At 46.0% G+C, this 22,588-nt stretch carries 23 protein-coding genes; 11 read left to right on the forward strand and 12 right to left on the reverse strand.

Annotated elements, in window-relative coordinates; all coding sequences use genetic code 11:
- The first annotated feature begins 311 nt into the window (after window positions 1-311).
- On the forward strand, window positions 312-833 hold the full coding sequence (sodC, locus tag WJM94_RS06575) for a superoxide dismutase [Cu-Zn] SodC (RefSeq protein ID WP_444493436.1): 522 nt from the start codon (window positions 312-314) through the stop codon (window positions 831-833).
- Between the two features lie 35 nt (window positions 834-868).
- Here the strand turns inward: sodC and WJM94_RS06580 are convergent, their stop codons facing one another.
- The 4 genes from WJM94_RS06580 to WJM94_RS06595 form a co-directional block, all read right to left on the reverse strand.
- Window positions 869-2,242, reverse strand: coding sequence for a sensor histidine kinase (locus WJM94_RS06580; RefSeq protein WP_444493437.1), 1,374 nt, complete (start codon window positions 2,240-2,242; stop codon window positions 869-871).
- 43 nt (window positions 2,243-2,285) lie between these two features.
- Window positions 2,286-3,029, reverse strand: a complete 744-nt coding sequence (locus WJM94_RS06585) for a response regulator transcription factor (protein ID WP_444493438.1) — start codon at window positions 3,027-3,029, stop codon at window positions 2,286-2,288.
- Between the two features lie 158 nt (window positions 3,030-3,187).
- Window positions 3,188-3,883 (reverse strand): spondin domain-containing protein, encoded by a 696-nt coding sequence (locus tag WJM94_RS06590; RefSeq protein ID WP_444493439.1) that lies wholly within the window; start codon window positions 3,881-3,883, stop codon window positions 3,188-3,190.
- Window positions 3,884-3,892: 9 nt separating this feature from the next.
- The gene (locus tag WJM94_RS06595; RefSeq protein WP_444493440.1) at window positions 3,893-4,576 is read right to left on the reverse strand and encodes a spondin domain-containing protein; all 684 of its coding nucleotides are present in this window, start codon (window positions 4,574-4,576) and stop codon (window positions 3,893-3,895) included.
- A 348-nt stretch (window positions 4,577-4,924) separates the two neighbouring features.
- Between WJM94_RS06595 and WJM94_RS06600 the strand changes: the two genes are divergently transcribed.
- Window positions 4,925-5,854 (forward strand): LysR family transcriptional regulator, encoded by a 930-nt coding sequence (locus WJM94_RS06600; RefSeq protein ID WP_444493441.1) that lies wholly within the window; start codon window positions 4,925-4,927, stop codon window positions 5,852-5,854.
- A 121-nt stretch (window positions 5,855-5,975) separates the two neighbouring features.
- Here WJM94_RS06600 and fliJ read toward each other — a convergent pair whose 3' ends face one another.
- From fliJ to WJM94_RS06640, 8 genes are read right to left on the reverse strand one after another with little or no spacing between them, the layout of a single operon-like run.
- Window positions 5,976-6,416: a flagellar export protein FliJ gene (gene fliJ / locus WJM94_RS06605; RefSeq protein ID WP_444493442.1), complete on the reverse strand. Its 441-nt coding sequence runs from the start codon at window positions 6,414-6,416 to the stop codon at window positions 5,976-5,978.
- A gap of 34 nt (window positions 6,417-6,450) precedes the next feature.
- Window positions 6,451-7,791 carry a FliI/YscN family ATPase gene (locus tag WJM94_RS06610; protein ID WP_444493443.1) on the reverse strand — a complete coding sequence of 447 codons (1,341 nt, stop codon included), beginning with the start codon at window positions 7,789-7,791 and terminating at the stop codon, window positions 6,451-6,453.
- Window positions 7,784-8,536, reverse strand: a complete 753-nt coding sequence (fliH, locus tag WJM94_RS06615) for a flagellar assembly protein FliH (RefSeq protein ID WP_444493444.1) — start codon at window positions 8,534-8,536, stop codon at window positions 7,784-7,786. The genes WJM94_RS06610 and fliH overlap by 8 nt, the downstream gene beginning before the upstream one ends.
- A gap of 3 nt (window positions 8,537-8,539) precedes the next feature.
- On the reverse strand, window positions 8,540-9,562 hold the full coding sequence (locus tag WJM94_RS06620) for a flagellar motor switch protein FliG (protein WP_444493445.1): 1,023 nt from the start codon (window positions 9,560-9,562) through the stop codon (window positions 8,540-8,542).
- Window positions 9,522-11,276, reverse strand: coding sequence for a flagellar basal-body MS-ring/collar protein FliF (gene fliF / locus WJM94_RS06625; RefSeq protein ID WP_444493446.1), 1,755 nt, complete (start codon window positions 11,274-11,276; stop codon window positions 9,522-9,524). Before fliF ends, WJM94_RS06620 begins: the two co-directional genes overlap by 41 nt.
- A 3-nt stretch (window positions 11,277-11,279) precedes the next feature.
- A complete protein-coding gene (gene fliE, locus WJM94_RS06630; RefSeq protein WP_444493447.1) occupies window positions 11,280-11,636 on the reverse strand; it encodes a flagellar hook-basal body complex protein FliE in 357 nt (118 codons plus the stop codon).
- Between the two features lie 13 nt (window positions 11,637-11,649).
- Window positions 11,650-12,981: a sigma-54-dependent transcriptional regulator gene (locus WJM94_RS06635; RefSeq protein WP_444493448.1), complete on the reverse strand. Its 1,332-nt coding sequence runs from the start codon at window positions 12,979-12,981 to the stop codon at window positions 11,650-11,652.
- A 54-nt stretch (window positions 12,982-13,035) separates the two neighbouring features.
- Window positions 13,036-13,908, reverse strand: a complete 873-nt coding sequence (locus tag WJM94_RS06640) for an OmpA family protein (RefSeq protein ID WP_444493449.1) — start codon at window positions 13,906-13,908, stop codon at window positions 13,036-13,038.
- 405 nt (window positions 13,909-14,313) lie between these two features.
- On the opposite strand from WJM94_RS06640, the gene WJM94_RS06645 reads away from it, so the two are divergent.
- From WJM94_RS06645 to lafA, 9 genes are all read left to right on the forward strand, one after another.
- Entirely contained in the window at window positions 14,314-15,114 is an 801-nt protein-coding gene (locus WJM94_RS06645; RefSeq protein WP_444493450.1) for a FliM/FliN family flagellar motor switch protein, read from the forward strand.
- Window positions 15,111-15,479 carry a flagellar motor switch protein FliN gene (gene fliN, locus WJM94_RS06650; RefSeq protein ID WP_444493451.1) on the forward strand — a complete coding sequence of 123 codons (369 nt, stop codon included), beginning with the start codon at window positions 15,111-15,113 and terminating at the stop codon, window positions 15,477-15,479. Before WJM94_RS06645 ends, fliN begins: the two co-directional genes overlap by 4 nt.
- 13 nt (window positions 15,480-15,492) lie before the next feature.
- Window positions 15,493-16,251, forward strand: a complete 759-nt coding sequence (fliP, locus tag WJM94_RS06655) for a flagellar type III secretion system pore protein FliP (RefSeq protein WP_444493452.1) — start codon at window positions 15,493-15,495, stop codon at window positions 16,249-16,251.
- Window positions 16,252-16,262: 11 nt separating this feature from the next.
- On the forward strand, window positions 16,263-16,532 hold the full coding sequence (gene fliQ, locus WJM94_RS06660) for a flagellar biosynthesis protein FliQ (protein WP_444493453.1): 270 nt from the start codon (window positions 16,263-16,265) through the stop codon (window positions 16,530-16,532).
- Entirely contained in the window at window positions 16,532-17,308 is a 777-nt protein-coding gene (gene fliR, locus WJM94_RS06665) for a flagellar biosynthetic protein FliR (RefSeq protein WP_444493454.1), read from the forward strand. Before fliQ ends, fliR begins: the two co-directional genes overlap by 1 nt.
- The gene (gene flhB / locus WJM94_RS06670; protein WP_444493455.1) at window positions 17,305-18,432 is read left to right on the forward strand and encodes a flagellar biosynthesis protein FlhB; all 1,128 of its coding nucleotides are present in this window, start codon (window positions 17,305-17,307) and stop codon (window positions 18,430-18,432) included. Before fliR ends, flhB begins: the two co-directional genes overlap by 4 nt.
- Before the next feature lie 31 nt (window positions 18,433-18,463).
- Window positions 18,464-20,554: a flagellar biosynthesis protein FlhA gene (flhA, locus tag WJM94_RS06675; RefSeq protein WP_444493456.1), complete on the forward strand. Its 2,091-nt coding sequence runs from the start codon at window positions 18,464-18,466 to the stop codon at window positions 20,552-20,554.
- Window positions 20,547-21,356 carry a diguanylate phosphodiesterase gene (locus WJM94_RS06680; protein WP_444493457.1) on the forward strand — a complete coding sequence of 270 codons (810 nt, stop codon included), beginning with the start codon at window positions 20,547-20,549 and terminating at the stop codon, window positions 21,354-21,356. The genes flhA and WJM94_RS06680 overlap by 8 nt, the downstream gene beginning before the upstream one ends.
- A gap of 240 nt (window positions 21,357-21,596) precedes the next feature.
- On the forward strand, window positions 21,597-22,442 hold the full coding sequence (gene lafA / locus WJM94_RS06685; protein WP_444493458.1) for a lateral flagellin LafA: 846 nt from the start codon (window positions 21,597-21,599) through the stop codon (window positions 22,440-22,442).
- Window positions 22,443-22,588: the final 146 nt, after the last annotated feature.

The following is a 22,588-nucleotide window of genomic DNA, read 5'->3' on the forward strand; positions in this document are numbered from 1 at the left end:
TTAACGTAAAACTTTTGTCATTTTTCTTATTTCAAACATTCTCAGCCTTGCCAGAAATTTCTGTACGATTATTTTTTATTTAATTTTCAATGCCTTAACTCTTATCTAGCAAGCACTATTGAATATTCTCATATCAAAAAACATCCAATGTACTAAGTTTTATAAAGCCACTTAAGTAAGTGCCGATATTGACTTATTGTCAGGCCACACAGCAGTCGCCAGAAAAGCATGAAGCTAAAGTATGCCTCTGTACTGGAGAATTGAGCTTTAGAGGCACAATCATCTGAATACCGAAAATGGAAGGGTAAGCCATGTTAAAAGGATTACTGAGTATTTCTGCAACTGTTGCTTTGTTAGGAACCGTTGTGCCTACCGCAGCCGCACAATCAATTACGATGACCGACCTCAATACCAATCAATCTGTTGGAACTATTGAACTATCAGAAAGTCAGTATGGTGTTGTATTTTCGCCTAAATTATCAGGAATCCCATCTGGACTACACGGCTTCCATGTACACGTAAATCCATCATGCGATAGCGCTGAAAAAGATGGCAAAACCGTGTTGGGAGGTGGTGCTGGCGGACATTACGATCCCGGCAATACTGGCAAGCACGGTTATCCTTGGACAGGAGATAATCATCTCGGGGACCTACCGGCCTTATATGCAGACATGGAAGGAAACGCCAACCAACCCGTTTTGGCTCCACGCCTGAAATTATCAGACTTAAAAGACAGAGCCTTGATGATTCACGCAGGTGGCGATAACCACTCCGATCAACCTGCCATGTTGGGTGGTGGTGGCGCACGCATTGTTTGTGGTGTGATCAACTAGGCAGGAGTCAAACGCTTTGCTGATTCACACTTCTCTCATACCGCGGGAAGTGTGAATCGTTGGGTAAATCGTGAGGCCGTTGTATCAGTCTCTAAGTAACTGTGATGCAACATTAAAATGGACTGAACAATTTTAGTTCCAATACCTAATGCGCCTTTGTGAGACTCTGATTCAATGTGATTGGAAAGCGTAAAGTGGGCACTTGCTCTGTCATCACTGAGATTTATTCGACAAACTACGGTCGACCTTGACGGACTATGGCGTAATGCATTTTCCAGCAAGTTAAGCAGCACCCTTTCCAGCAACCCTTTATCTCCAATGGTCTGTATTTGCTCTTCCATTTCTACACTTAACGTAACTTCCTTATGCTGAAATTGACTTTGCATCGTTTCAGCACACTCTGTCACTAACTCAGCCAGATCGACTGGAAGATATTCGTAGCTTGGTAGTGTGGCTTCTTTTTTTGCCTCTTCGAGTAACGCATGCAATTGCCTGGAAAGTTTTTCTCCATTTCGAAAAGCTACATCAATAAGAGGGTCCGATTCAGGATGTTGTAATCGCCACGTTTCTAAATATCCCAATACGCTTGAAAGTGGTGTCTTTAAATCGTGACTTAACTGCACAAGACTTTGACGACGGTGAGTAGACTGATATTCAAGGTGTAAAAATTGCTGCTGGATGTGCTTCGCCATCAATTGATAAGAATGAGCGACGGGTATTAACTCTGGAACCTGATGAGTAAACTCCGGATGTAGACGAAAATCATGTTCCGCCTGCTGTTGCAATTGATCGGTCACGCGCTCTATAGGATTAAGAAGACTGCGCTTCACCAACACATAAGCACCGAATGCGAAGCCTAATATGGAGAGTAACACCAGCCCGGCGAGTGCGAGGTAAGGTGTATCAACTTGTGCATTGGCAATCGCGGTGTGACGGGAGCTACCGATCACCACATAAAGATAACCTACCGTTGAGCCAAGCTCTTTAATCGACGCAACGGAAAACACTTTATGTTCATCCCGATTTCGCGGGTCGTCGCCTAAAATCGGAAAAGGGTCACCACGTAAAAACTGCTTGATAGGAGCGAGATCCACAGACTCAAGCAATTCTGTCCCGTCCGGAGCGGCATGTGTGGTGATATTTCCCTGGCTATCAAGAAAATAGATTTCGAAGTCAGGTCCAATCAACATTAAAGTATGGAAGATCGATTTTAGCGCTTTCGGGTTGTAATCTGTCCCTATCATCAACGGATTATCATCGCGCATATGGCTGGCGAGTTCTTTGTGTAAACTCTGCTGAGTGCGAAGTTCGATGGTCTCTTTCTGCCAGTTATAAGTCAGCGCAATGGCAGCCGCTGCCAAACAAAACCATATCGTGGTAAACACCACCAAACGAGATTTAAAGCTCATCCTACCGTCTCCTGGATAACACCAATCGTAGTAAATAGCTGGTTCATTGATGCGACTGAAATTTGTAACCCACACCCCAAACTGTCTGGATAAAATGATGCTCGGAATCCGAGAGCATCAACTTAGAGCGTAAGCGATTAATGGTGCTACAAACCGTGTGATGATATCCGGCGTGATTGGTATTCCAAACATGATCAAGCAGTTCATCTTTGCTATAGACTCTACCGGGACGAGTCGCGAGGAACTGTAACAACGAGAACTCCGTCGCCGTCAGCGAAACATCTTTATTGTTGAGTAAAACCTGATGCAACTCCGGCACAATCTTTAACGCGCCAAAATTCAAAACGTTTTCGGTCTCCGTCTGTTTGGTCTTTTTATCCGTCGTTTGATTAACTCGGCGCAACACATTCCTGACTCGAGCTTGAAACTCCAGCACACTAAAGGGTTTCGTTATGTAGTCGTCAACATCTGCCTCTAAGCCATCGACTTTGTCCATTTCACTGTCTCTCGCGGTCAGCACTAGAACTGGTGTCCAATCTTGCTGCTGACGCAAGTAATGGCAAAGTTCTAAACCATCACCATCTGGCAATCCCCTATCGAGGATCACCAGATCAAAAGTCTGTCGCTGATACTCCGCTTTACCCTTTTCGATGCTAACGACTCGCGTGACATAATGCCCTTGAAACTTAAGGTGCATTTGAACCAGGTCGGCTAAATCGTTATCGTCTTCTATCAGCAAAATGTTCGCTGCCAAATTGATTGCTGGGTTAATAGATTGCTGCGCCATGATCCTTTCCCTGCGAATGACTTTCCCTAGCTATGACTTTCCCTATCTATGAAAAGTCTCATTCAGCACATGACCGGATCAAACCACACTTTCTTTCAGAAAAAGGCTCCGGCGGCGGAATAAGAATAAATCCTAGAAGCAACCGCCGGAACCTGCTTTTATTCTATCCGCGTGATCGTTACCTTCGCACCCGGGTTTAGAAATCGATGATTTGCAGACAAAGTAGAATTCGTCAGCCCATCATCGCGGCTAATAATTCCAGCATGAAAAGCGACCATATCAGCGTTGTCGTTACGCTCTGCATTGAAGCCTTCTCCGCCACCAGCAGGGCCTGGAATCGTCGCAGCAAGTTCATCATTGAGCTCTGTTCCGGAATCCCACACATTCATGTTCATTTCGTAGCTTTCACCAACAGCGAGCGATTTAAGTGACAAGCCGGTCTCTCCAACAAAGGCATCGTTAGTGTTTACCAACATAGATGCCACCGACAAGAAACCAATGCGATTTGGATTAAGCGTTATTGTCACCTCGTCGGAAGCCCCCGGAAGTATCAAGCCATTTCCCGATACACCCTGATAAACATTGCTGTCGCTGTTCATCATCGCAATCAACTCGGCATTACTACCACCTTCAGCTAAGTGCTCTAAGGCTACCGAAGCGCTTTGGCCAATTTCAAACAAGCGGAAGTCATTGTTATGAGTAAGTACCGCCAGTGGAGACATAGGCTGATTTGCGGTTAGGTTCGCCACATTCACCGTATATCGGAATGACGTCATCTCGTCGTTGTCATCATCATTATGACAGCCTGCGAGTAAAGCGACTGATGCAGCCACTAGTAAGATTCTGTATTTCATACGCCCCCCTTACTTCACTACGATGGTGATGGTAGCAACGGGGTTTAACCAACGGTGGCTGCTACTGTCTAGATCACTCATGCCACCAAGCGGATCACTGTCACCCAAATTACCCGGATGAACATGAACTTTGTCATTTGAGACCATAGTTTCAACCCCCGACCCGCCACTTCCAAAAGTAATAAAGGGTGGGTTGGGTATGCTTGCCACTAACTCGTCATTGGCTTCGGTACCTGCATCGTAACTGTTCAATGTCGCTTTATAAGTGCCAGCTTCAGTAGGAATTTCCCAGCTATCTAAACCAACAAACCCATCATTGGTCGGCAACAGCATTGCACTGAGAGAAAGGTAATCGTGATCGCCGCTGTCGAAGGTAAAGGTGGTTGCACTACCCGGATTAAGGAAGCCACCTGCAGGATTTTCTACTACAGTGCCCCCAGCGTTACCAATCACGCTTGATAAACCTGAAATGTCACCTTGTTCAGCCATCGCTTCTAACTCAGACGCCGCGGCTTCACCCACTCTGAACATATGTAGATCGGAGCCATGTGCAGCCACGATCAGCGGCGTAAAATAGATGCCTTTAGTAGCGTTGGTTATGGTAATTTCTAATTCTGCCGCGCTCACCGATGCTGCGCCAAACGTCAGAGCGACAGAAGCCATGGCGAGACCAAGTTGGGTATGTTTTTTCATTGTGAGTCCATCCTTTAACAAGAGTGATACCCAAGCCCGTTAACACATCGTCTTCTGGTTGCTTGGGCAAAATACCTTTCGAACGTCTTCTGTTCTTGCCTCTAAGCATGGCGAGTAGATCTATCGGCAACTTCATCAAATTCTCATAAAATTCTCACAACTTCTGGTTTTGTTCCTGACACGAAGAAATGGCGATTTTCTAATCGGCTGAAAGCGCTCTATTCTCAGAACAAAGCGGGCTATCAATGTTTTTCTTGCAAAAATATCGCTAAAGCGGGACTGACACACTTGAACCAATCCCTGTCCTACCAGAAAATACCATCATCACGCCGCACAGAACCGAAACATATGGTTAATCCAAAACTTATCGCCCTACTTCCGGATCTCGCCTCATTTATCCTGGTGGTGAACGAAGGCAGTTTTACCGCCGCCGCTAAAAAGCTTGGGGTCACCCCTTCTGCGTTGAGTAAGTTGATCACACGATTAGAACATGCTCTTTCCGTGAAGTTATTTGAACGTACCACACGTAAGCTGCTCATCACTCAAGCAGGCCAGAAGGTGTACGATCAGAGCATTGCGATGGTCAACGCCGCCCAACAAGCGGTGGAATTTTCCGCTGAAGATCATACAGAGCCAACCGGTGCTCTAACGGTTGCCGCACCAGAAGCGTTTTTGAACTCGGTTCTTCAACCTTTCGTGTTGCCTTTTTTACAACGATATCCAGAAATTCAGCTCAAACTTCGCGCGGCTGATGGTGAAATTGACCTGTTCCGTGAAGGCATCGATGTGGCCTTTAAGCTGACCGATAAACCCGATGAAAATCTGGTATTGAAAGAAATCAGTAAGACCAACCTTGTGCTTTGCGCATCACCAGACTATCTGGCAGAGCACGGCATGCCAGAGCATCCTACCCAGTTGGAGCAACACGACTGTATTTACCTCGCAGAAAATGACAAAGACAACATTTGGTCCTTCTTTAAAGAAGAGGAGTTTCACTCCATCGCCGTCAGTGGCCGTTACGCCGTCAACCACTCGCAAATGCGGTTAAATGGCGTCAAAGCCGGATTAGGTATCGGAATCTTTCACGACTTTGTGGTTAAAGAAGCATTGGAGCGTGGAGAAGTGGTAGAAGTGCTTTCTGACTGGATGATTAAGAGTAACTATCACGGCGCTATTGCCATGCAGTACCCTCAAACCAAATACATGCCAGCGCGCTTACGGGTGTTTATTGATTTCGTTAATGAACATTTGGTCTCAAAGGAACGTAACCGTAATTAAACAGCCCTGTATTATCTGAATTTTTGAAAAATGGTAGTGCCTTGCCTGTTTTAAAGCGATCAGCCATCTAATGCCCACAGTCGACGTGTAAACGCTTCTCGTGGGCATAGGATAATAGAGCTTAGAACAGTTTCATTTGGAAGCGGCTATTCACTATTTCTTCTGTTGCATGGTCTTCAAGCAGTTGCTTTTCAACTCTCTGCTCTGCTTGCCAGCTTTCAAGTACCTTCTCTAACCCCTTTACTTTCATCTGCTTATATTCAAGCTGTTTCTGCAATGACGTGCACTGGGCCTGCATAACCGCCTGTTCATGTTCTTGATGGACGATGAATTTTTGCAGCATCTGATCAACTCGATTTAGATTCATCAGCGCTTCACTGTTCAAACAGGGAGCATTACGAACTGAACTCCCTGTAAGACTTCTCAGTTGAGAAAGTTGATCCAGCTTACTCTGAGTCAGAGTATGTTGCTGGCGCATAGATTCAAGCTGTTGAGACATCAGATCACGGCTTTTTTCTTGTATCTTCTGAAACTGTCCGACTGCTCTTAGTTTTGCTTCCATTGCCTTTACTCGCTTTAGAGTTATTTACATCATGTTATTGAAACAGTTGAGCCAGCTCAGTCAGACTCGTCTTATAGTCCACCGCCGTATCAGCCGATTGTTGAAGGTAAGCTTTGAGCTGCGGATATAAAACAACAGCCCGATCCAACTCAGGGTCTTGTCCGGGTTGATATCCACCCAATGGCAAGAGATCTTTAACCTGAAGATAGTTTGAGTACATCTGACGGAAATTTTGCGCAACGGTCAAATGCGCAGACTGAGTACATGACGTCATACAGCGGCTGACCGACGCATTAATGTCTATTGCGGGATAATGCCCCTGTTCAGCCAGTTTCCTGGTCAGGACAACATGACCGTCGAGAATAGCGCGTGCAGAATCGACAACCGGATCTTGCTGATCATCACCTGCGGCAAGAACGGTGTAGATAGCAGTCAGACTGCCGTCGTGGTTTTCGCCGTTTCCAGAGCGTTCTAAAAGCTGGGGTAAGATATTAAAAACTGACGGCGGATAACCTCTGGAGACAGGAGGCTCACCCAATGAAAGCGCGATCTCTCTCTGTGCCATTGCATAACGAGTTAACGAGTCCATAAGCAGAAGTACATCATTGCCTTTATCGCGAAAATATTCAGCGACTCGATGACAAAGTAATGTCGCTCTCAATCGCATCAACGGCGACTCATCAGCAGGAGCGGCAATGATGATGGCCTTATGACGTGTTTCAGGTGTCAGGTTACGTTCAACGAATTCTCTGACCTCTCGTCCACGCTCGCCAATCAGACCAACGACAATCACATCGGCTTCAGTGTTTTGGGTGATCATTCCCATCAGCACGCTTTTACCGACGCCACTACCCGCCATCAGCCCGATACGCTGACCTTTACCTATGGTTAGCAATCCATTGATTGAACGCACTCCAACATCTAAGGGAGTATCAACAGGACGACGTTTGAGTGGATTTATCGGTTTAGGATGAAGTGAAACACGCTCTCCACCTTGGAGCTTTGGGCCATCATCCAGTGCTTCACCCAATCCATTAACGACTCGCCCCAGCCATTGGTCACTAAGCTGGATTGTACTGTCGCCATCTAGCGGCACCACTTTCGCACCCGCAAACAGGCCTCCCAATCGGCTAATTGGAATCAGATAGGCGACTGAATGATCAAAACCAACCACCTGAGCTTCAATCATCTCTCCCTCGGCGGTTTCTACTAAACAGCGTTGCTCAAGCTTAAACCTGCATCCAACAGCCTGAAGCATAAAACCGCTTACTTTTACCAAGCGCCCAGTAACGCGGGCTACCGGAATAGAGTCGAGCGATGCTAACGCGCCATTCATTCGCTCAGAGAGCACGTCGTGGTCAAATGCGTTATTCATTGACACCTTCAGCTTTAAAAGGCGTGCTTTCATCCAAAAGATGCTCTTTCACATTATCCATACACACTTCTAAGCGAGAATCACAACTGGCATCAGCTTCAGCTTCTTCTGTGACGACGTGACATCCGCCTACTGACAGTTCCGGATTGGCAACCAGCTTCCATTCAGCTGGCAAAGAAGAATTAACTTGGGTTATCCGCTCAAGATCCTGAGGATTAAGATGAACCACAACTTTCTCTGACTTGCCCGGCATTGCCTCAAGTATTTCATCCACCAGCGACAGAATTTGCTGAGGTCTGAGCGTAAGCTCCGCCCGAATCACCTGCTGCGCCACTTTTTGCACCAGTTCGCAAATTATGTGGCGCTGCTGCTGTTCACGTTCATCCTGCCATTGAGAAAGTGCCTGATAGAGTTGTTGAACTGGCTGGGCGGCTTCGATAAATGACTGCTTGCCCGATTGCTCTCCAGAAATGAATCCCTTCTGGAAGCCTTCTTTCTGGCCTTCAATCACTCCCTGCTGCTTACCTTGCTCAAGTCCCTGACGAAAACCTTCCTGATGTCCTTGCTCTAATCCTTGCTGGAAACCCGCTTCTAACTGCTGTTGAAGATCGATTTGAGCGTCCTGCCAGGAATCATCCGTGTTCATCTCATTGTCTTTACGAACAGGCTGAGCCAGAGGTGGAAATCGATGAACACGATATCCCGATGCTGGAACCTTGAGTAAGTTCGATTTTGTAGCCGACATAGTTTACTCCACGGTTGGCTCTTCATAGAGAAGAAGCTCGATTTCACCAGAATCATGGAGTTCGCGAACCATTTGCATGATTTCCTGACGCGCACTTTCCACACGGCTGATCGGTACAGCACCCCGAGCCTGCATGTCATCTTCGAGTGCTTTCGCCATACGCTGTGGCATGGAGGCTTTAATGGCCTGTTGAATCGTAATTTCTGCACCTTTCAACGCAACACCCCAAAGATCGACTGGTATCAACTGCACCAGTTTGTCCATGGTATCTTCTCGTTGACGTGCCAATACCATAAAGTCAAACATGTTCTGTTCAACCCTGCCGACCATTTCTTCATCGTGCAGCTTAAGCATTTCGATTAATGAACCACGGTCACCGTCGAATCGGTTAATGATATTCGCCACTTGCTTCACACCGGAGAGCGGAGCGTTCTGAGCGATCGACACCTGCTCAATGCAACGCTCGATGAGGTCATTGAGATCACTGACGATCTGGTGGTCAATATCCTGCAGAGAGGCGATACGGTACAGCAGCTCGTCATGGTAATCCTCAGGCAAATGCTTAAGTACCAAAGAAGAGCTTTCGGCTGGCAGATACGCCAGAAAAATGGCCTGCATTTCCGGATGCTCACTTGCGATGAATCGAGCCAATATTTCGGCATCTACCCACTGCAGACGCTGCATATTATTTTGGATTTCGTCGCCGTAAATATTGTTCAGCAGGCCTTTCGCCAAGTCATTACCAAGTGCTTTTCGCAAGGTGTTTGATAAATACTCTTTAGACGCCCCGCGGATACCACTGTGCTGACGAAAGTCCTCAAAGAAGCTCTGAATAACGCCGTAAGCACTATCACTTTTTATTCCGCTTAAACGCGCCATGGCTTTCGTAACTCTCTGAGTCTCATCACGGCTGAAATGACGCAGTACTTTCGCTGCAGCATCTTCTCCCATACCGAGCAGTACGAGTGCCGTTTGTTCAACGTGATTAAGCGTTGCTTGCGGTTGCGTTGGCTGTTGTGTATTCATTAACGTTTACCCATTGTTTCAATACTTCGGCAACTCGCTCAGGCTCTTCATTCGCGATAAGCTGCAGGTGTTTAAGCTGTATTTCCAGAGGTGACCCCGGTGGTGGCAACATGTCGTTTCTCACATCGAGTCCGGTTGAAGCGGTGATTCCCTTCTCCATTAAGCGACGGTTGATCAGCTCTTCACGTTCACGCTCTTCGCGGGTTTGCATATTGTTATACAGGTGTTCCTCTGGTTCCGCTGCAGACTCAACTTCACGTGATGCCTTATCTGCACCTGTCACATGCATGATTAATGGACGCAGGACAAAGAAGATCATCGCTAAGCCCAACATACCGCCTATCACATAACGCAAAGGCTGCTGAATGGTAGGATCCTGCCACCAAGGAATCGTTGGAGGCGCTTCAATACTCAGTGGCATAAAGTTGAAGCTCATCATGCTCAATCTGTCGCCTCGTTCAGCCGTGATCCCGACGGCATCCGATATCATGGTTGAGATCTGTTCTTTCTCACCTGGTAACCAGTTCGTTCCGTTGGGTGCCGCTGCATCATTAAGAAGAATAGAGACACTGATCTTTTCGATCTGACCTTGTTGATGCTGAGTTCGACGAACGCTGCTGCCAACCGCGTACTGACGATTCACTTCTGCACGTGCATTGGTGTTTTGGCTGTCTTTGGTCTCAACTTCGCCAGTCACTGGCGGCAAGTTACTTAACGTGCCCGGTACGCCGAGCGCGATGTTATCAATAGAGTTGTTCTGGATAGTATGCTCGTTTCGAACGACCGGATTGTTATCCAAAATTTCCTGAGTTTCTTCAACTCTGCTGAAATCCATGTCTGCAGCAACCTGAACCCTAAAGTTGCTCGGGCCGACAATCGGGGTCAGCATATCCGCCGCACGTTGAATGATTTGTTTCTCAACATTTTTCTGGTAGTCCAGATACTTAGCATTCACCTTGCCCGATTCAGCGGAGCCTATATCTGCACTCAATAGACGACCATACTGATCAACCACAGAGACAAACTCAGGTTTCATGGCTGTCACACTGCCGACAACCAGGTTAATCACCGCTTCTACCTGTTCCGGCTTTAAGTCTTCTCCAGGTTTTAGCTCTAACATGATCGAGGCAGAAGGTTGCTCGGCATTTTGGCGTACAAACAAAGTCTTGGCGGGAATAGCAAGGTGTACTCGTGCATTTGAGACCGCGTTGAGCGACATGATTGTGCGCACTAACTCACCTTCAAGACCGTGACGATAGCGAGCCGTTTCCATGAACTGGCTGGTACCAAGTGAACTGTCTTCCTGAAGAGAGTCAAAACCGCTTGGTAGCTTTGCTTTCACCCCCTTAGCAGCAAGCAGCATCCGAATTCGCGCTACTTCACCTTCAGGAACCAGTACCTGACCACTTTGTTCCTGAAGACGATAACTAATGCCATCGGACTCCAGTACCGACACAATTTCGCTGATATCAAAGTGTTCCTGCTTGCTATATAGAGGACGATAACTCTGAGAAGCACTCCACAATGCCACCACAATGATGGCAGCGACTATCGCCGCGAGTACTGCTGACAAGACTAAATTACGTTGGCTGCTCGCCCATAGTAGTTTGATTTTATTAGTAAAATCTCCCGTTTCTTTAGAGGATACTGAACCGATGCGCGGTTCAGACTTTACAGCCAGATTGCTCATAACGTTGGTAGATATATCAGACATGAATTACACCGGCATTTTCATAACATCTTCAAACGAAGCGACCACTTTATTGCGTACCTGCATAAGTGCGTTAAATGACAGGCTGGCTTTCTGACTTGCTATCATTGCGCCAACTAAGTCATCACTCTGACCAGTTTCAACAGCCGTCATTTTTTCACTTGCCACAGACTGATGCTTATTCACCAGATCCAACACATTCGTCATTGCGTTAGAGAAAGACATAGACTGATTAACCTTTTGTACATCTAGCGGATTAGCCGAAACAACAAACTCTGGTGCAGCATCAGCACGCATGGTTTCCATTTTCGACAACAACAGTTGTTCAGCGGTCATTAAATTGTTGAGCGGTTGACTTCCCATCACGTCATCTCCTCTATGCAGCCGAGCCAAGCACCGACTGCAGATCTATACCGTACTCTCGCATTGCCGCTAGTTTGTAGCGTAATGCACGGGTAGATACCCCCAGAGCGTTTGCCGTTTTAGTGCGATTACCACCAAACTCTCGCAACTTATCCAAAATATATTGGTATTCAGCCTGCTTCTTCACTTCTACGTGTCCAAGCTTATTAGCTGGCATTTCATCTGGTACAGCACCGATCAACTTAACTGGCAGCATCAGATCATGAGCAGTGATGTAGTCACCATGACGCATGACTAAAGCTCGCTGAATAACGTTTTCTAACTCGCGAATATTACCCGGCCAGTGATATTGACTAAGCGCAACCATGGCGTCCTGAGACAGTTGGCAATGGCTGCCGTCCTGATACTTTTTGATAAAAAACTGACTGATCGGCAGAATGTCTTCTTTACGTTCGCGCAGTGGAGGCCAATGAAGAGGCAGAACATCAAGACGATAATAGAGATCTTCACGAAACGTCCCTTTCTGAACTTCTTCACGCAGGTCTTTGTTTGTTGAGGCAATGACTCGGATATCGAGTTGGATGGTTTTATGGCTACCTACACGCTCGACCACTCGCTCCTGCAGAATGCGCAATAACTTAGCCTGAACCTCGGGAGACATTTCACCAATCTCATCAAGCAAGATGGTTCCACCATTCGCTTCCTCAAACTTGCCGCTTTGAGAACCCGTAGCACCAGTAAATGCGCCCTTAACATGGCCGAATAAAACTGCCTCAAGCATCGATTCAGGTATCGCAGCACAGTTGACCGCAATAAATGGACCTTCAGCCCTTGGAGAGTGCTCGTGTACATAGCGAGCAAGTACTTCTTTTCCGGTACCCGATTCACCCGTAATTAACACGCTGGCACTTGTACAAGCAGCACGATGAGCTAACTGAAGTACCTGTTTGCTGCGCCAAGACTCTGCAACGATGTTTGCTATCGGCTTACCTAAGGCTTCAACCCGACGCAACACACTGATTAACTGAGTCGCTTCAAACGGACGCAGCAGATAATCTGTTGCTCCCGCTTTCATTGTTTCTGCAGCTAATAGACCCTGATCCTGCTCAACAATCGCTATAACAAAACCGCTATTGCTTTGTTTCTGATGACTGGCGACAAACTCCCGCACACACATATCAGGCAGATTAGAACTGACTAGCGTAACGTCCACCCGTCCGTCAATCAGTGCTGCACGACCTGTGCGTGAGTGCCTGACGTTATAATCAGACTTTTCTAAAACATTCATTACAAGCTGGGCAAAATGTTCGTTGGGCTCAACCAACAAAATTTCCATCCTTGACATAGACAACCTTAATCATATCTGTTGGCTCGACAAATCGTCGTGCCAGTTATTATTTTATTTTTTTGCAGGTATCACTTTTTCGTTGTCACGGACTAACCTAATCGTGACACGTCTGTTTTTCGCTCTGCCTGCTTTTGTTGTATTACTTTTTATTGGGTAGCGAGAGCCGTGGGCTCTTACCTCTATCTGGTTCTCACTAACACCTAGTTTTTTCAGCTCATCGGCAACCAGCTCTGCTCGCTGCCTGGAAATCTTCAGGTTCGAAACTGCATCACCTGTACTATCGGTATACCCATCAATCAGAATCTTATTTATGTGTGAATCAACGATCACATAACTATGTAGAGCGTGTATGTGCTTGCGTTGAGAGGCGGTAATTATACGCTGCCCCGATTCGAAATAGATAAAAGCATCTCGCGCTTCTGAAAAAGAAATCTCAGGTAACTTGTCTTTACACTGCTTAAATTTAGACACCCCCTCTTGGAAGTGAATAGTTGGGACGACATATTCAAGTGAAGCGGAAGTATTACTTCCGCTTAGCATTACTTTTAGCCAACTTCCCGATGATGTTGCATTGAGTAATATTTCAATATTATGACTAAAAGATATATTTTTATCATCGATGACAGCACTATCAGAGATTAATTTCTGTTCTAACTCTTTTTGCCAAGGTGCCGACTGGCTAAATAACGTGCCTTCGTTCCAACTTTCTGAATATTTCTTTAATTCTATATTAAATAAAAGTTCGTTCTTTTTATTTGAGCGGAAGTAAAACTTCCCATGTTGAGGAATATAATATTCCAACTTACATTCGAAGTGATTACCACTATATGTCCAACGCACTAAATCCATAGGGATTTCTATTGAAAAAGCCTTTCCAATAGAACAAACCCAGAAAAAAGCAAGCCACAGAAAACATTTACTCATATTCAAAAATCAAATAAGAAACATGTACCTTATCAATAATAAAGCATTTTCTAATTTACATTACCCTATTTATGTTACGACGAATAAACAAATTAACTGATAAAACAGGTTCAAATCACACTCTATAGATAGTTGATGAAGATTTCATATGCAACCCTGGAATTATTAAAGGCTAAACTTTACTCAATTTTCTAGTCACACACAATACTAAAAATCAGTATAATAATAAAGAAAACAATAATCGATTCTTAAATTCCATTAAGTTAACAATCATCGCAATAATCTATATTAAATATAAATAACTATATAGACACTCTGTTCACGTCGCTGTAAACTCGTTTCAACCTAATTGGAGGTTTAGTATCCAACTCCATTAAACAAAATAAAAGCAAACACTGAATTAAAATGTCTATTCATGAATTTCAACCATTAAATATAGAATGGTTGGGTAAGCCAATACATATTATCCGTGAAAAGCTAGAGAGCCTGTTATCAGACTCATGCAACACGTTAACGTATGAACTGCAAACATGGCTGAAAACTGAAAAAGTAGAGACCTCTATTAGTAAGGTCTCTCTTCACTCTCTTGCGCCGAATAAAATGGCTAAGCCTCATACCTGTACGTTTCGTCATAACGCGGGTGGGCTTCTCTATGTGTACATCGACCATTCAACTCTGCTCCGACTCTCTGATCACTTTTTTGGTTCCAAAATCGAGAGAAAGACGACCACGCTGAGCAATAGCGACCTACGCCTGCAGGAAAAAATAGGCAAGCTCATCATTAGCTGGCTGGCACCAAAGGAAATGTGGACTTTATCCGAGTTTGAGCCATCACAGGGCTTGGGACTGTATGCAACCATTAAGGTGACTTTTGGCGACTCTAGTGGCTTCATCCACATCAAATTAAATGAAGAGCTGATCTCTGTTTTAACCGATCAGCTAGGGCTCAAATCTAATCAAGCGTTGTATGAACCATTTTGTCACTCGTTAGAGTCTACACCAGTGAAACTCAATGCTCTGCTTAGCAAAAAGACACTTCCGTTGAGCGAATTACTCGCTCTGAAACCTGACGACATTTTACCCATTGAACTGCTTTCTGATATCCCGGTTAGTATTGGCCAGGAGCGCCTGTTTACAGGACACGTAGCCGAGAAAGATGGCCAATTAGTTTTGATTATTAACCAAGACAAGGAGTCCTTGCGATGAGTGAATCACTAGAAAACAACACTTTTGACAGCGAAGATCTGAATTTTGATGATTTCCAGCTGGAAGGCATAAACGACGAGACACCAAAGTTCACACCTGCTGCTGCCGAGCGCGATCTCAGCTTTTTTAAGAACATTCCGGTTACCGTCACACTGGAAGTAGCGAGCAAGGAAATTACGCTTGCTGACCTGATGAAAGCTGGTGAAGGCACAGTTATCGAGTTGGATAAACTTAACGGTGAACCTCTGGATGTCAAAGTGAACGGAGCCTTGATGGGTCATGCAGAAGTCGTGATTGTCAATGACAAGTACGGTCTGCGTCTGACGGATGTACTGGACACAGCGCTGACGAATGCGGCGAGATAAGGCTGTTCATAGGATGAAGAAACCTCTGTGCCATCAGCTATGGCTTCCACTGCTTGGTGTTGTGATTCTGCTTTTTGCCCTGCCATCTATGGCTGCCGACAGTGGACTAACGATTTTATCCGTCAGTGATGGTGCCTCTCAGCAGGAGTATAGTGTTAAGCTGCAGATCCTGCTTCTGATGACAGCGTTAAGCTTCCTTCCCGCTTTTATTCTGATGGCGACCAGTTTTACACGGATTATCATTGTACTCGCCATACTGCGTCAGGCTCTGGGCTTGCAGCAAAGCCCTCCCAATCGAGTATTAGTTGGTATTGCCTTGGCACTTTCATTACTGATCATGCGTCCGGTATGGACAGATGTGTATGACAACGCCTTCACGCCATACGACCAAGGGGAAATCACGCTGATGCAGGCCCTGTCTGTCGCAGAGAAACCTGTTCGCAACTTCATGCTGACTCAGACTCAACAAAGTTCTTTAGAGCAAATGCTTCGGATCGCCAATGAGCCGTTGGACTCAAAACTGGAGGATATCTCTTTCGCCGTTGTCCTGCCGGCCTTTGTGATCAGTGAACTAAAAACCGCCTTCCAAATAGGTTTTATGCTATTTATCCCCTTTCTCATCATCGATCTGGTCGTTGCCAGCGTATTGATGGCCATGGGTATGATGATGCTGTCGCCGCTTATCGTGTCACTGCCCTTTAAGCTGGTTGTGTTTGTTCTTGTCGATGGATGGGCGATGACAGTTGGAACGCTCGCTGCAAGCTTTGGGTAACGGGTGATTCCATGACGCCAGAATTAGTTGTAACCCTGTTTTCCAACGCAGTTTGGATGATCATTACCATCGTCGGGGTCTTGGTCGTGCCAGGTCTCATTACCGGACTTATCATCGCTGTTTTTCAGGCAGCAACACAAATAAACGAGCAAACCCTTAGCTTTTTGCCACGCCTGATGGTGACTCTGTTAATGGTTATTTTCGCCGGTCACTGGATGCTCAGAACCATCATGGATTTGTTCGACTACTTGTTCTACAACATACCGGGAATGATTGGCTGATGGAAATCACGTTCGCTGACATCTCTCGCATCTTAGGTCAGTTCTGGTGGCCATTTTTCCGAGTAAGTGCGGTATTTATCTCAATGCCATTTTTTGGTGATGCGTTAATACCGGTTTGGATTCGTACCCTTTTAGCATTATCAATCGTCGTTATCTCTGCGCCATTAATGCCAGCGATGCCTGCCGTCGAACTATTCTCCTTAACCTCCTTGTTACTCGCATTTGAACAAGCGATATGGGGACTTTTTTTCGGTCTGATTCTGCACATGCTCTTCACCATTTTTACCATGCTTGGACAGATCGTCTCTCTACAGATGGGCTTAGGTATGGCGATGATGAATGATCCGGTAAACGGTATGTCGGTAGCCATTCTGGGGCGGATATTTCTCATATTCAGTACGCTGTTATTTCTTGCTCTCGAAGGTCACCTGCTGATCATTGATATTGTTATCCAAAGTTTTGAATTGTGGCCAGTTGGCTCTGGATTCAGCGCCATCTCACTGGACGGTATTATCAGCGTATTTGGTTGGATGTTCGCTTCGTCTCTGGCTTTAGCACTGCCTGCCATTGTATCGATGCTGCTAGCTAACATCAGTTTCGGCGTGATGAACCGAGCCGCACCATCGCTTAACGTATATGCACTAGGCTTTCCAATGACCATGCTACTCGGCCTCGTTGCGGTGCTTATTTCCATTTCTGGCGTACCAACCCGATACACTGCGCTGGTGCACGACGCATTAAGTTTTCTCAGTAAATACCTTTTGGGGCAGGCATGAGTAATTCATCATCTCAGGATAAAACCGAAAAAGCCTCACCGCAGAAAATAAAAAAGGCACGTCAGGATGGTCAGATCCCCCGAGCCAAAGAGTTTACGACTGCGGTTATCTTTTTTGCCGTGCTTACCTACTTCTACAGCCAGTTTACCTCTATCTGGGACAACATATCGGGCATCTTCCGCTACAACATGGTACTGACGCGAGCAGATTTAGATAACCCTCAGCAGTTAATCGAACAACTGGGCCACAGTCTGGGGATACTCATCACGATGCTAACGCCAATGTTTGTCATCATCATGCTAGCCACGGTAGCAAGTAGCTTGGTTCTTGGCGGATGGATGCTTCATTTTCCTAATGCTCAGCCTAAATTAAGTAAGCTCAATCCGATTTCAGGCGTAAAGCGAATGTTCTCTACTCGCTCGTTGGTTGAGCTGCTTAAATCCACCTTAAAAGTCGCCGTCATCTTTGCCGTTTTGTACTGGTACCTGAACAGTAATCTGCAACCTTTGCTCGATCTCTTGCATCTTCCGCTGGGCCAAGGTGTGAAAACGATCATGATGATTCTGTTCGATGGTCTACTGCTAATGGGGGCGATTCTGCTTCTGTTTGGTTTGATCGACATCCCTTACCAGCGCTGGGAACACCTTAAAGAACTCAAAATGACCAAGCAAGAGCTCAAAGAAGAGTACAAAAATAACGAAGGGCGTCCGGAAGTAAAACAGCGCATTCGCCAGATTCAACAACAGTTCGCGCGGCGTAAAATCGACAAAATGGTACCAACCGCCGATGTGGTGATCACCAACCCGACCCACTACGCGGTCGCACTGAAATATGACCCGTCGCTTTCAGACGCCCCTTTTGTCGTTGCGAAAGGCGTGGATGAAACCGCCATGCATATTCAACGTATTGCCAGAGAAAACAACGTAGAGATCATAAACTCTCCGCCATTAACGCGTTCGATTTACCATACCACAGCCATTGAGCAGGCGGTTCCAAGCCAACTCTATATCGCTGTGGCACATATTCTGACTTACGTTATGCAGCTAAAAGCATTCCGCACTAAACAGGGCGAAAAACCAATGCCGCTGCCGCACTTCACTATCCCTCAACATTTGCAGCATTAATCATCAGAATTCATCGTTAGGATACAAACACATGCTCAACCGGTTAAAACAACTTCAGATTTCAAGCAAAGGCTATGTCGGTATACCGATGGTTCTGCTAATGGTATTGGCGATGGTCATTCTACCTTTGCCGCCGTTGCTGCTGGATGCTCTGTTTACCTTCAACATTGTACTGGCCATATTGGTTTTGCTGGTCAGCACCACCGCAAGGCGCCCGTTGGACTTCTCTATCTTTCCGACAATTCTGCTGATTGCAACGCTACTGCGTCTGACTCTGAATGTCGCCTCGACCCGCGTCGTACTGCTTGACGGTCACAATGGCGGAGATGCGGCAGGTAAAGTAATTCAGGCCTTTGGTGAAGTCGTCATCGGCGGAAACTACGTTGTGGGTATGGTGGTCTTTGTGATTCTGATGATCATCAACTTTGTCGTTATCACCAAAGGTGGTGAACGTATTTCCGAAGTATCAGCCCGATTTACTCTCGATGCGCTACCGGGTAAACAGATGGCGATTGACGCCGATCTCAATGCGGGTTTGATCGATCAGGAAACCGCCCGTCAGCGTCGCCGAGAAGTTGCTAATGAAGCCGATTTTCATGGCTCTATGGATGGTGCATCAAAGTTCGTACGTGGCGATGCCGTTGCGGGCCTTTTGATCCTGTTTATCAATATTATTGGTGGTATCAGCATCGGGGTATTTGAGCACGGTCTTCCAGCCTCAGAAGCATTCAAAGTTTATGCCCTACTGACTATCGGTGATGGTCTGGTTGCCCAGATCCCATCTCTGTTACTCGCTACTTCTGCTGCAATCATTGTTACGCGTATCAATGACAGCGACAATGGCATGTCGGAGACCTTACAGAAACAGTTGTTAGCAACGCCTGCCACTCTGTTTACTGTCGCAGCTATTATGCTGATGATTGGCATGGTGCCGGGAATGCCTCACCTCGCCTTCTTTACCTTTGCAGCCGCATTGGGTTTTGCTGGCTGGCGTCAGCTCAAAAATCCAACCGTCGACACGCAGCTTGATGAAGTCGAAGTCATTTCTCAGGCCATGCAACAGGAAGACACACCACTGAGTTGGGATGACATTCCTCATGTTCACACCCTGTCACTGGCGTTGGGATACCGTCTGGTTCATCTGGTCAACAAAGATCAGGGAGCACCTTTAACAAAACGCATTCGTGGAGTTCGACGCAACCTATCTGAACAGGTAGGTTTTCTGCTACCTGAAGTTCGTATTCGAGATAACCTCAGTCTAAAGCCAAACCAATACACAATTGCACTTAATGGAGAAGTTATCGAGCAAGGCTTTATCGAACCCGACCGTCTAATGGCGATTGCCGTTGGTGAGACCTATGGAGAAATCGATGGCATCTTGGGTCATGATCCCGCATACCAGCTTCCTGCGGTTTGGATAGAGCATAGCAATAAAGCCAAAGCACTGAATATGGGATATCAGGTTGTTGACGACGCAACGGTGATTGCAACCCACATAAGCAAGGTCATTAAGACCAATCTGGCTGAACTGTTCAATCATGATGACGTGGACGCAATAACCCAACGCCTGACTCAACAAGCGCCAAAACTGGCAGAAGCGCTCAGCGCAGCTTTGAACCCGGCCCAGCAACTTAAAGTTTACCGACAACTGTTGTTAGATCAGGTACCGCTGAAAGATATTCGAACCATCGCCAACTCGATGTTAGAGTCTTCAGAAAACACAAAAGACCCTATATTGCTAGCTGCGGACATACGTTACTCGCTTCGACGCACCTTAATAAATCTTGTTGCAGGGCAGAAAAATGAGCTGAACGTTTATGCCTTATCGGATGAACTGGAGCGCATGCTAATGGCATCACTGCAGCAAGCTCAGTCTAGCGGCAAAATCATGTTGGATAGTTTTCCTATAGAGCCGAACATTCTTGCTCAGTTTCAGCAAAATCTGCCTTTAATTAAGCAACAATTAAAACAACAAGGGATGGCACCAATCCTATTGGTTATGCCACAATTACGTCCATTGATTGCTCGCTATGCACGAACCTTCTCTCAAGGGTTGGCGGTCTTGTCATACAATGAAATTCCAGAAAATAAACAAATAAACGTGGTAGGAAACCTTGGCTAGTCTCAAATCATATCAGGCAATACACCGTTATCTCGATAAGCTCATGGAAACACACCTTGAGACAGATGACGATAGACTGGTTCACGATGCATTCAAGCACAACGACATTCGGCATGCTTGTCAGGCAATTCGTGAAACCCGTTCAGGAGAAATCGAGTTTCAACATTTAACATTGCGCTTTGGCGGAGGAGGCGAACAAAGTGTCTATCAGTTCGCACTATCAGAAAAGATGGCTTATTGTCTCGACCTTTACAGCCTGTATCTTGCGCTGCGTCAAACCCGATTTCAGATGGAAACGTTCCATCCGGACTTTATCAGCAATGTAGTGGTTCCTTTAAAGCTGGATGCTCTGATTTGGCCGCCAGGCAAAGAGTTCTTTGAGCAGGTTTTGCTATGCCATAAGAAAGAATTTTCCCATGTCATCCCTTCGCTTCAGTTGAACGAAAGCTCGAGCTTTACTTCTATTGGGCAATCGCTCATTGAAAAGGTGAGGGAGTTTGCCTATGCCTTGTGGTTCGAAACGGTAGCACCGTGTACTTATTTAGACCAATTGAACCCATTTAAGCCAGATGTATTAAAACTTGCCATCTCCTTGGAAGATAAAGAATCCCGAATGGCTTGCTTACCTATCGTTCGTTTTCTGAGAAAAAACCATATTCAGTGGGTAGCGAGCCGAGTGGCCTGCCAGGCAGAACTCAGTCAGTACAAACTATTGGGTGCCAACTACTACTTTGGCTACTTCAGCGATATCCCGACCCCACTTTCTTTTAAAAGCTTTGGATCCGAAAACGATAGCTGGTAATAGTATGCTTTCGGCAATACCACGCTTAACACAGCAATCTCTTCTCTTTTAGATCCTCAAAGCCGGGCGCCAGCTGCTGACAAAATAGTCACGGTACGGCGCCAAAATAAAAAATTCCAAATTAATTAAATTTTTAATTAATTTTCTCCCTCCTTTGTCCGCCTCTATTAAATAACGGGGAAAGAACCCCAAGTCCTGAATCAAGTTACAGACTATTGAGAAAAACGAAGGAGTTTTACAATGGCTTTATCAATGCACACTAACTACGCATCACTGGTAACTCAAAATACGCTAAACAACACAAGCAATCTTCTAAACACTGCGATGGAGCGTCTAAGTACGGGTTACCGTATCAACTCAGCGGCTGACGATGCTGCGGGTCTGCAAATCTCTAACCGCTTAGAAGCACAAACACGTGGTATGAGCGTGGCGATGCGTAACGCGCAAGACGGTACGTCTATGCTGCAAACAGCGGAAGGTGCTTTTGATGAAGCAACTAACATCCTATACCGCATGAACGACCTAGCAACACAGTCTGCAAACGGTACTAACACTGCTGACGACCAAGCTTCTCTACAAAAAGAGTTTGCTGCGCTGGGCGAAGAGCTAACTAACATCGTAACAAACACCAAATACGCAGGTGATGCATTAATCACAGCTGCAGGTATCAAAACTGGTGGTCTAACGCTGCAAATCGGTGCTTCTTCTGCTGAAACATTGTCACTAGCAGCCGTTGATACTGACGTAATCGCTGCACACACTGCACTGGGAACAACCGTTCCTGCGTTTGATATCAGTACTACTGCAGGTGCTTCAGCAGCAATGGATGGTCTAGTAACAGCCCTTAACGAAGTAGGTACTGCACGTGCAGGTATCGGTGCAACCATCAACCGTCTTGACCACACTATTGCTAACCTAGGCAACATGGTTGAGAACACATCTGCAGCGAAAGGCCGAATCGTAGATGCTGACTTCGCGGTTGAATCATCTAACATGACTAAGAACCAGATGTTGATGCAAGCAGGTACAACGGTACTGTCTCAGACAAACCAACTGCCTGGCATGGCGATGTCTCTACTTCGTTAATTTAAGTTGCGGAACTCTCGTACTCCGCCTTATTTTATCCGTCCTGAAAACAACCTTCTTTCGGAGGTTGTTTTTATTATTCTAATCAGCCCATTAAATCGTTTTCGCTACACATTTTATTTAATCCTACCCCCAATTTGGTCGCC

Source organism: Vibrio sp. YIC-376 (assembly GCF_052353105.1).
Classification (GTDB): Bacteria; Pseudomonadota; Gammaproteobacteria; order Enterobacterales; family Vibrionaceae; genus Vibrio.